The sequence below is a fragment of the Natronolimnohabitans sp. A-GB9 genome, assembly GCF_030848565.1.
In the GTDB taxonomy this organism is placed as follows: domain Archaea; phylum Halobacteriota; class Halobacteria; order Halobacteriales; family Natrialbaceae; genus Natronolimnohabitans.
The window spans coordinates 1-10,279 of the sequence record NZ_JAVDDV010000043.1 but is presented as its reverse complement, the minus strand read 5'-3'; the positions used below and the strand labels follow the sequence as shown (position 1 = coordinate 10,279).

7 protein-coding genes and 1 pseudogene are annotated in these 10,279 nt (G+C 47.1%); 6 read left to right on the top strand and 2 right to left on the bottom strand.

From position 1 onward, the window contains the following. The 3 genes from RBH26_RS20925 to RBH26_RS20915 all read left to right on the top strand — a co-directional run. On the top strand, positions 1-214 hold a 214-nt coding region (locus RBH26_RS20925), incomplete at its 5' end, for a hypothetical protein (RefSeq protein ID WP_306760303.1). 85 nt (positions 215-299) lie between these two features. Next, positions 300-1,409: a hypothetical protein gene (locus RBH26_RS20920; RefSeq protein WP_306760302.1), complete on the top strand. Its 1,110-nt coding sequence runs from the start codon at positions 300-302 to the stop codon at positions 1,407-1,409. Next, positions 1,402-2,160, top strand: coding sequence for a hypothetical protein (locus RBH26_RS20915; RefSeq protein WP_306760301.1), 759 nt, complete (start codon positions 1,402-1,404; stop codon positions 2,158-2,160). Before RBH26_RS20920 ends, RBH26_RS20915 begins: the two co-directional genes overlap by 8 nt. Before the next feature lie 8 nt (positions 2,161-2,168). On the opposite strand, the gene RBH26_RS20910 is transcribed toward RBH26_RS20915, so the two are convergent. After that, on the bottom strand, positions 2,169-2,849 hold the full coding sequence (locus RBH26_RS20910) for a hypothetical protein (RefSeq protein ID WP_306760300.1): 681 nt from the start codon (positions 2,847-2,849) through the stop codon (positions 2,169-2,171). 246 nt (positions 2,850-3,095) lie between these two features. On the opposite strand from RBH26_RS20910, the gene RBH26_RS20905 reads away from it, so the two are divergent. Further along, positions 3,096-4,277, top strand: coding sequence for a hypothetical protein (locus RBH26_RS20905; protein WP_306760299.1), 1,182 nt, complete (start codon positions 3,096-3,098; stop codon positions 4,275-4,277). A 63-nt stretch (positions 4,278-4,340) separates the two neighbouring features. Here the strand turns inward: RBH26_RS20905 and RBH26_RS20900 are convergent, their stop codons facing one another. Continuing rightward, positions 4,341-6,065: a DUF262 domain-containing protein gene (locus tag RBH26_RS20900; protein ID WP_306760297.1), complete on the bottom strand. Its 1,725-nt coding sequence runs from the start codon at positions 6,063-6,065 to the stop codon at positions 4,341-4,343. A gap of 183 nt (positions 6,066-6,248) precedes the next feature. Between RBH26_RS20900 and RBH26_RS20895 the strand changes: the two genes are divergently transcribed. Then, positions 6,249-9,983 (top strand): N-6 DNA methylase, encoded by a 3,735-nt coding sequence (locus RBH26_RS20895; RefSeq protein ID WP_306760296.1) that lies wholly within the window; start codon positions 6,249-6,251, stop codon positions 9,981-9,983. Between the two features lie 17 nt (positions 9,984-10,000). After that, positions 10,001-10,279 (top strand): annotated as a pseudogene (locus RBH26_RS20890) (TATA-box-binding protein C); the annotation flags it as partial.

The following is a 10,279-nucleotide window of genomic DNA, read 5'->3' as shown; positions in this document are numbered from 1 at the left end:
TTTTCAGTTTGTTATACCTGCAGATCGAGCTGTTTCTGCATTACGAGCGCTTACAGATGGAACCCCGTATAACAGTGAGAATTATGCTTTTTTCGACTGTACTCCAGCCCCAGTACTCGTTGGAACAGAAGGAGCAGTTGTGATTTCACCAAAAGACGTTGAACTGGATAATAATGCATCAGTAGACGTGGTTTGGACTACGACCGCGGAATAGATTTCAGTAGATACCACCATCCTATTTCTCATTTATCGATGGTGTGAATAACCTGTTGGGGTGGTCGGCCAGTTTCACTTTCAGCATGGATACCCACGATTTATGCAGTCGGGGTATCAAGATAGAAGTACCGAGAAGCCACGAGAAAAACTCGTTCCAAACACCAATACCGCCTATGACCCTCGACCATCCACCTGCTGAACGACCGATTCTCTCAAAGGTTGAGACTGGTCTAAAGCAGGCTGTCGAAAACGATCCTGACCTTGATTGGATGGAAGAAGGGACCCGAATACGGCGTCAGAAATATACAGAGCAAGCGGTCGATCATTTCACCCAGCACGATGAGGAACCTGTTCTTACATCCTCATGGTACAAGTTCGGTAAAACCTATCCAGCAGCCCCTTCTGGTGCAAATGTTGGGAACGGCCAATTCCCAAGCCCTCATATCCGAGAAAGCGAAATCTTTGATGCATCTCCTGCCGAGATAGAGCATTTCTTCGCTCACGAGGCTGATGAACCGCGTCTCGATGCACAGCACTGGTATATGCCTACGTTAGAGTTTCTTGAGAAATTCTATACTATCCATGCTCCTGAGAAATATAAAGAACTCTACCTTCAGAACATCGAACTACGTCGTGTATTCGAGGATACCACACACGAAATCAGTAGTCTCCGTGAGAGCCAAAGTGGTTCAGGTACTTCCCTGAGTGATTTCGGCAGTAGCAGATCAGTGGATTACTACAAGCGGGCAGGGCGAACTGCAGCGCGCCTTCATATGGAACTTGCAACCATTCCTGAATTAGAAGAAGCGTTAGAGCCTGTCCGCGAGTTCACTGATCTTCTCGAAGACGTTCTGATGGAACTCGCTAAGATTGAGCAATCCAATCTGAAGGCACGTCACAGAACAGCCATTGATTCCCTTGAAACATTCTACAACGACCAAGCATGGGAATACCCTGCGGCTATCATCATGCGAGATACTGCGGAAGGACCAAACAGTGACTGGGTGGTTAACCAAGCAGAACAGAAATTAGATACCCTGCGTGAGGAATATACTACTGATCTCGAAGATCAGCGACGGCTTTGTGCAGAAGCAGGACTCCTACCAAAGGCACACGATTATCCATCGCATGATGACGAAGTTGCATCGGCTATTAGCGGGATGATGAAATCAGTCGATCAAATGGATGAGTGATAGTGAATCAGACTCTAATTCTGGCAAAATAGAGGCTTTTACTGATACCTCTGTCCTTTTTAATTTCGCGCTCGATGTTCGTCAGCAACGCGCTGATGAACTACTTCGGCACCATGAATGCAGTATCGTTGCCAGTGATACTGTCAAAAGGGAGTTCGAGAAAGTAATGGAACGCCGGCAACAGATACATACTCAGCTACTACCGTACATTAAACGTGATGAGATTGGTGAGTTCGAGCCTGATAATTCAGAGGAACTAACTTCAAATGATTGGGGGTACATCCGTAATTTCCAATCTACACTCACGGAATTAGGACCTGCTGAAGCAGCTCGCCGCGTTCAGGAACGGAACCGTCAACTGAAACAAGGTTATCGAGAATTGTTTGAACTTGACACCCCCCATGTTATTCTTGTCCAAATTCCTTCTCGTGATGCTAGCCTTCTTGGAAGTTTATCGGGTGTTATAGAAAATGATGCTGATGCTCGTATTCTTTGTGACGCGGTTGAATGGGTTCGAGATAGTGGATCAGGGATTTTCATAACATCTGACGTGGATGACATGTTATCTGATAGTGACACTACTGAGGAGGCATCAGAGGAGAATGGTGGCTTGTCTGATAGTTTTGAGGGGTTTCTTTCTGGCGATTCCCGACCCGCTCCTGAACGTATTAATGATGCTATCAAACAACGGTATGATGAAAGTTGTTGCTTAGATATTCACTCAATAGATACGTTCCTTGACCAATATTAATACCGCCCTCAGAGCTTCTTTGTCTTAATATCCTTGGGGGAAACGTATTTTCTGACGACCTCGCCTAACTCCCATGTTCGGCGGATGTCGGCTATATTATGTGCTAAGAGAAGAGTAAATCGACCGCGTTCGTAGTCTTTAACGGCTTGTTCGCTATCTTGATATGGGTCCCACTCGTCAGCGTCAAATAGTACTTCGTAAGAGCCAACAAGATCGTTGTTATCCGTCCGCTCACCATCACTACTGAATACAGTAGTGTTGATCCGCTTTTTGATGGTTTCATATAGATCAGCATACTGTAACCCTTTGAAAATCCACCCAATCTCGTGATGTATACATCGTCGTCGAAGGAAAGGTAAATCGAATCCCCCACGCCAGATTTCGCCGTTATATGCAATGAGACGGTTGTAGTCTTTATCGATAGAATGGAATACGATCTCCTGCATCTCCTGAAGGAGTTCTGCTTCAGAATTGGTGACAGTTAGTTCGAGATCGAGGTCTGGGTCTGTTTCTTGTTTAACTCGTCGAACTGTTTCGATTTCACTGATGCTTTGCTTTGCATTGAGAATCACGTGCGCACGCCGATCTGGGAACCAGAATCCTGAAACCGTAATTTCATCAGCTGCACTGAATCCCGTCGTCTCAATATCCCATGCAATATTGTCCCGGTCGTTTTCGCGATTGAGCATAGACGTGGACCATGACGACCAACACCTAAAATGCAGCCAAACCGAGGTGGAAGTAAAACACCCACTCTGAAAGAGTCTCTATTTCAGTTAGTCTGAACTCATCTGCTATTCGGTTTCATTTCTGTATAGAAGAGTGATGGGTTCTGTTCGGAGGACCCGGTTAGTGCTAATTAATGTATTAATTATTATATTTCACTTTCACCGTGGGGCAGCCACTTAATACGAATATTGTCGACACTGGGACATATGGTTGCAGAAAGCACCCTTGAACGAAGAGCAATCTTCGATGCACGAACCCGAGATCGCTGTACATGCCTCATCTGCGGCCTTCTCCTCCACGTCACCCGGCTCTCTAAGGACGAGAACTGGAAGGTCCTGTGCAGTGATTGTATGAAACCAGACCTCGGAAAGAGTCCGCAATCGTACCGATTCTCTTTCAAAAAATTGCGGGACGCTGGTTTCGAGTGCCAGCACTGCGAAACGCAATTTGAGGGGCACCACTGCGTTCAAGAAAAGCACATCAAAGGCCAGACACCACCCTCAATAGCGCTCCTCAGACGAGTCGCCGCAGAGCGAGGAAAATTCCGTGGGCAGCTCGTAACACTTGAGAAACAATCAGATGACACTCCCCTTGGAGAATATATACTCAGAATTGCGCTCAATAGTGATGATGGACGACACGATGTTAGAATCGTGGTCACGCTCTGTGAAGGATGTCACCGTTATTTGCATGATGAAGACATGCGGAAAGGCTCCCTCTGGAATCTTCTAGCTGATCTCGCATCTCGTAAACCACCTATCGTCCGTCCATGCCACGTTGATCATGACTACGCTCAAACCAAACTACCTCAACTCGTGGAGCTGACGGAGAATAGCATCATGCGCGTTGAAACAATGAAGGAATCCGGTGCGAGAATTTACTACCTTCCTCATCGAGTTGATCCGTCGAAAATACAGATCATTGAGGGCGATCTCTGGTATGGGAATCAACGGCTCGAAGATCAGCAAGGGCCTGAATACTATCCTAATCTTCACCGATGCCCTCACTGTAATAGGTGGTTCCAAAAGATCAATGAGCAGACGAGAGAACACTTGAAAGAGTGTATAGGCAAACATCCCGGTGCAGATCAACATCTGTCAGCAGGATACGGGACACGGAAGCACTTAGAACAGACAAACGAGGTCGCAGTGACGATCTACCGTCGTGGGATTGTCAATAGCAAAGATTCAGGGTTAGTTCAGCGCGTCCAATACTATCTCACTCTCTACTACGAGGATGGCCATCAAACGGTAGATGAGGTCCTTCAGCATGCGGTTCCGCGACTCTGCGTGGAATGTGATGCACCACACGAATGGGCTGTAGACGAGTGGCAAATCACTCAAGAAGTGGAAACAATGTTTGAGACTCTTGATCTTCCTGATAGTTAAGCCAAAGAAATATAACAGTGGGCCAACGGTGAAATAAGCCGTATTCAACAAACAGACAGCCGATCAGTACGCAGATTCATAGCTCCAAATACTCACTGCGATCTCAGCCAAATCGGTAGAACGTTCTTCAATGCGATCTACAGACCAACTATCTAATGCCGTCAATTCCTTCGTCATCTCAAAGGCGGATTTTTCGTACTCTGCCTTCTTTTGCTCGAAGGGATCATCCTGAGCGCGGGCATTCGGGCTATCTTCCAATAACGTCAGATTCCCTAACCTATCGCAGTATTCTCGCTCGAATGTCTCACCGTCGATATTCAGGTAGCGGACCCAGTTTGTATACTTATCAGCCGTAATATTGCGGGGCGCGATATGCTCTATATCTACGTTGTAGCGATTCATTCCTTTTCCAGTGGACGGAGCAAAATGGTGGCGCTCCAGCATATCGAGAATGTACTTCGTTTTATCACTGTTTGCGAATGACTCATTGGCCATCGCACTCCTGAACTCACTATCGCTAGGCGTTTCTGCAGAAAGGATTCGCTTAGTGGCTTCGAGAGGATTGCTGCTAAGGAAGGCTTCTGAGCATGCTTTGCTAAAGGCTTTGTTTTCGTCAGTTCCGCTGGCTTTTCCGACGATTCGCCGACGAGTGATGAAGGTTTCAATCATCCGAATCGTAGCCATGATGTCCTCTTTATTGTCGTACTCATAGAGCGCTCGCATCAGAAGAATACGGACAGATCGAGCGCTGAGTGCCTCAAAGTCAACAAGTTTCGCATTGATCTCGTCAATGTGGGGTGCATATAGACTGATGTCAGAACCATCTAAATTACAGTTGACAATGGATGCATAGAGGTTCGACTTACGAACCATGTCTTCTACGTATTCTTCAACAGTAATATCCTCTCGTTCCCGTACCTCCGCGAGAGCCTCACGGAAGTATCGATACAACGTATTCCGGCTAATACTCTCTTCAATATCGACAATTGGAGAACTCATCAGATGATGCTGGAAGAAACGCTCCAGTCGGCTAATTTCCGCAATTAGATTCTCTAGTATCTTGGTCCAGTATTCCTTAACCGTTTCAACGTCGATATTTTCGTCTTCACTCGCAATATGAATGAGGTGATTCTTCATTAAATCAACTGGAGAGAGGTCAAGTCCTCTGTTATTTAGTGTCTCAAATAGCCTCATCGCAGATAATTCGCCTTCACACGTGATTTCGACAAGACTCATTGAGGAGAGAAGAGCGCTCCTGATTTCGTCGATCTCACTAGCCTCAGCCTCTTCGATCTTTTCATAGAAGTAATCGTAGGCGTCAATGAGTTTGCTTTCACGGTCTTCAAGAAGGACCCATTCGCCGTTGAGGAGGTGCTTATAGTCACTGTCATCGAATTTATTGAGCGCAAGTCGTCGATACTCTTCACCGTTGTAACTGAACCGGAGATTCGCACTGACGTTCTCCGCTTTACCTGATTCGTCGTTCTCCTCGTAAGCCTCCTCAATTACCCGAAGAAGTATTGAAACCGTGGCAAGCCGTTGCTGGCCATCAACCAGCTCGTATAGGTCCATCCCCTGTTCTTCGCGTTCAATGACAACGATTGAGCCTAGAAAGTGCTGCTGTTCAGTATTGACTATGGAGGTCAGATCACTCCAGAACTCCTCCCACTGGTCTTCTCCCCATGAGTACCGCCGCTGATAATCGGGAACGTTGAATCGTGATCGTGGACGCTGAAGAAATCGGTCTATCTTCTTTTCGTCGGCATTAATATTCATTCGACCTGCCATCTTACCACACCCTTTTGAGTTGAGGAGCAGTTTTGGCTATGATTCCAAAAATCATCGTGTCTCTATTGTCATATATAACAACCGATCAGCATATTTGTTTATCGACTTCAGTATGCGTCTTGCTAACAAAGGAGCTATTCTATGGCTACAACATTTTTATTGGATGACTGTATCGGATGGGATATGACCGATACGTCGTCCTTCCTTGAAGCCCTCCATGGAATTGCATCACGTCTCGATGAGGACATGAGTGAAAAAGACGTTGAGAACGCATTCCTCAACGAGAACTTTTACACTCATCTTGGGTATAAAGGAACAGGACACGACCTGCGAAGTGAGTGGACGCTCCCCGACGACCGGCGACCCGACTACGTTACCCTCGATAACAATGAGTCAGTCACAGTCGTTTACGAGTTCAAGACCACCGGACGCGATCTCACTCCCCACGAAGACCAGCTGTTCCACTACGTTGATGAGCTGAAAGCTGATTACGGTGTGCTGACTAACGGGCAAGAGTTCCGTCTCTATCGGCGAGAGAGTCATTCGCGGCTTCTGACTATATCACTCGAAGAAGCTACGGAGGGTGATGCCGCCGATCTCGAAGCGGCACTTAGGAAGCCGGAGTGGGATATTACTGACCCTGAGAGTGTTACCGAGTTCCTTGATACGCTTGATGAAGTGGAACTTGACGGCCAACTCGGTCGGGAACACTTCTTCGAGACATTCCGCTTGGAGGAGGACAGTCCATTTGCCGACCTCGTGACGGCGATGATGGACTTGCTCGAAGAACTACGAGATGAGCAGGAAGCGAAGTTTGTTAAGGGAGCCTATGATTTTTGGGAGGCAAGCTACGCCAGCACGCCGGAGGAAATTCCAGATTCTTGGGAGCCTTTCATCAATGGGAACCAATCTCTTAACGATTTCATGTTTTGTCTGGAGTCCGGTCATGCACTTCTCTCTCGCCTCCTGCTAGCGAAAGCGACTGACGACCATGACTTCTTCCCGAATAGTAAGGGCCTTCGACGGTACTTCGATGAACTCGGGGGTTTTAGCGGGAATATCGATCTTGACGCATACCCGATTGCGGCAAACGGTATGATTGAAGATATGCGGAATCAGCTCGTTCAGAGTCTATTCGAGGACGACATTTTCATCTGGTGGACGGATGGCTTCGGAAAAGAGACTGCCAGCCAACACAAGAATCCATACAACCGATTCCGTGACATAGCTAAGGAAGGAAGCGATGTGAGCCGTGTCAGTCCCGCAACCCGCGAGCGGTTCAGTCGCGCTATCGCTCACGTCTCCTTTGCTGTATTGAAGTTCGATTTCTCCCGTATCGAAGGCGACCCACTCGGTAATCTCTATCAGCGGTACTTCGACCCGGAGACGAGGAAGGCTCTCGGAGAGTTCTACACACCCCAACCAGTAATCGACTATATTATGGACGGGGTTGATTACGATGTGGGTGTCTCACAGGAACGCCTCATAGACCCCTCTTGTGGTTCCGGTACATTTCTTGTAGAAGCTGTCAACCGTTACCTCGATGATGTTCGTCGGTATAATGATGACCCCGATTGGGCAAAACACCTTACGGAACTCTGTACGACCCCTCATATTGTCGGGCTGGATATTCACCCTTTCGCGGTGCTAATGGCACAAATTCGGTTTATGGTTACAATCCTTCCCGAATACCGAGAAGCAAAACGAGAGAGGGACGATTTTACCATTCGTAGACTTCCAATCTTCCGAACCGATACTTTGCGGAATGAGCGTGAGTTAACCGGAGTCGATCTCGGTAACGAGGGACAAACGCAGATGACTTTAGATTCTATCACTGAAGACAATCAGGACGTTAAGATTCCTGTCCCTCTCCCCATCGAAGTGGATGAAGATGAAGTAGATGACGGGGAAACAGAAGATGGATTCCTCGTTCAGCGGGTTCGGATGCCGAAGTACGATACGGCGAAGATGAACGCTGGAGTTCGGAACTTCGGGGAGTATTACGCTGCCCTCCAAGGTGTTCTTGACGTAGTGAAGTTCCATATGCATGAAAACTGGTGGGAGTACGGCGGCGGCCTCGAAGAAGGCATCCACCGCTACACAACCCGTGAGTATGACGGTGTAGAAGACTTCTTCGAGCCATACGTCAATGACATTCTTTCCACGGTCCGTTACCTTCGGGAAGACCACGGTGACGGACGCTTGTTCAAGATGTTCGAGGACAGCGTTCTTGCTCTCGTCGTGAAGAACTATATGGGGTACGATTACGTGGTTGGGAATCCGCCATATGTGCGCCAAGAGAACATTCCCCAAGAAACGAAGTCGATGTTGGAAGAGCTGTATCCAGATATTTACAGCGGACGTGGTGACTTATCTATCTACTTCCTAAGAAGGAGCGCACAACTTCTCTCTGAGAATGGCAATGTCGGCTTGATTGTCCCTAATAAATTTACTAAGCTCGGCTACGGCGAGGGAACTCGAAAGTACCTTTCCGAGAATCTTGAGATCGAGGATGTTCTTGATTTCGCTGATGCGGAGGTCTTTGAGGACGCTACTGCGTATGCTATGATCTTCGTCGCTGAAAATAGAGAACCGCGGAGTGACAATCAGTTCTCTGTCTGTACGATTGATTCCAGTATTGAGGAGATCGATGATGCAGTAGATTATGTCTTTAGCAATATTGGTAAGACGACCGAATACATCTGGTCATTTGACGTTCGGCAATCCAGAATCGGGTCAGAGGAGTGGAGGTTTATACCTGAACACATACATCAAATATCGGATAAGATTCGGAACAACGCTACTCACCAAGTTGACGATGTAGGTCGTGTTGTTATGGGGATGCGTCCCGGTATGAATGATGCTTTTATCATTGACGAGGAAACTGCCGAGGAACACGATGTTGAGCAAGAAGTCCTCAGAGAGTGCATCAAAGGAAAGGACGTAGAGCCATTCCACCTCCCCCACACAGACCGTAAAGTGATTTACACTCCTGAAGTTGACCCGAATAAACACAATAATGCTCTCGAATTTATCAGCCAATTTGAGGGTGAACTCCGAGATCGAGAGCAGTTCAAGTCACGAGATGATATGGAGTGGTGGGAAATTGAACAGCCCGTCTCCGCTGAGATATTCGACCGTCAAAAACTTATTTCTCCATCGTTCTCTACGCGAAATTCCTTTGCTTATGATGGTCGTGGGGTTGCTCACGTAGATACGGTTATGTCGATTTTGCTTGATGACTACTATGACGATAAGAAGACTCGATACCACGTTCTCGGGATTCTCAACTCACGTCCAGTAGAGATAATTTTCAAACAAAGTGCGAGTGTCTATCAACAACGGTATTATCGCTACTACCAACAGCACATAGAGCCTCTGCCTCTGGTAATTCCCGAAGATGTTGAGGAATACGAGGTTGCGGAGAAAACAGAACAAATAGTTAAAGCAAATCAATTAGCCGAGAAAGTCGAGAACTTCCCGAACGCATATTTAGAAGATTTCGAGGCTGATCTTGGATATATTGACTACGAGTGGCAGACACGTCGATACCCTGTTAACGCTAATATCCAGCAGAAGTCCGATGGGCGCTTCGCTGTAACTGCTGGCCGGTCCGACGAGATCACCGACCCTCTCATGGACAGGGGCAACCGCAATGAACAGAAACTTCGAGCGAAGTATGTTCACGCCGCTGTGGATGGCAGGAACATGAAGAAAGGAGAAGAACAGACGATACCGATTCCACAATCTCAGGAGGGTGTAGAACAACTCATCGAAGCGGTGGAAGACGACCGGCAGACGGTCGAGCAGACGAGTATCGAAGACATCGAAGATGAAATTGACCAAACGGTGTATGACTTATTCGATCTTACTGACGATGAGCGAGAAGTCATAGAGGACTATCTCGAAGTCTTCTAAACAAGGTTCGACTTTGGATGAGTAATATAACTATTGTGAATGTTGTCGGTTCAGGCGCTGTTAACTATGAATTTGATTTAAGGGAACTCTGTTCTGAAATTGGGGAAGAAGCAGAATACGATCCCGAGAACTATCCGGGGATGTATCTTCGATTTGAAGACAGACCTACAATTACGGTCTATCGAACGGGGAAATATATCATCTACGGAGCAGATGAAGTTGATGAAATCTATTCAACCCGGACGTTCTTATTAGATCGTCTCACTGACCTAGGTGCAATCGACTCACCATCTGAT

Excerpts from the sequence above, each read along its gene's own strand:
- RBH26_RS20920 (WP_306760302.1), top strand. The coding sequence starts at position 300 with ATGGATACCCACGATTTATGCAGTCGGGGTATCAAGATAGAAGTACCG.
- RBH26_RS20895 (WP_306760296.1), top strand. The coding sequence starts at position 6,249 with ATGACCGATACGTCGTCCTTCCTTGAAGCCCTCCATGGAATTGCATCA.
- RBH26_RS20905 (WP_306760299.1), top strand. The coding sequence starts at position 3,096 with ATGGTTGCAGAAAGCACCCTTGAACGAAGAGCAATCTTCGATGCACGA.
- RBH26_RS20910 (WP_306760300.1), bottom strand. The coding sequence starts at position 2,849 with ATGCTCAATCGCGAAAACGACCGGGACAATATTGCATGGGATATTGAG.
- RBH26_RS20915 (WP_306760301.1), top strand. The coding sequence starts at position 1,402 with ATGAGTGATAGTGAATCAGACTCTAATTCTGGCAAAATAGAGGCTTTT.
- RBH26_RS20900 (WP_306760297.1), bottom strand. The coding sequence starts at position 6,065 with ATGGCAGGTCGAATGAATATTAATGCCGACGAAAAGAAGATAGACCGA.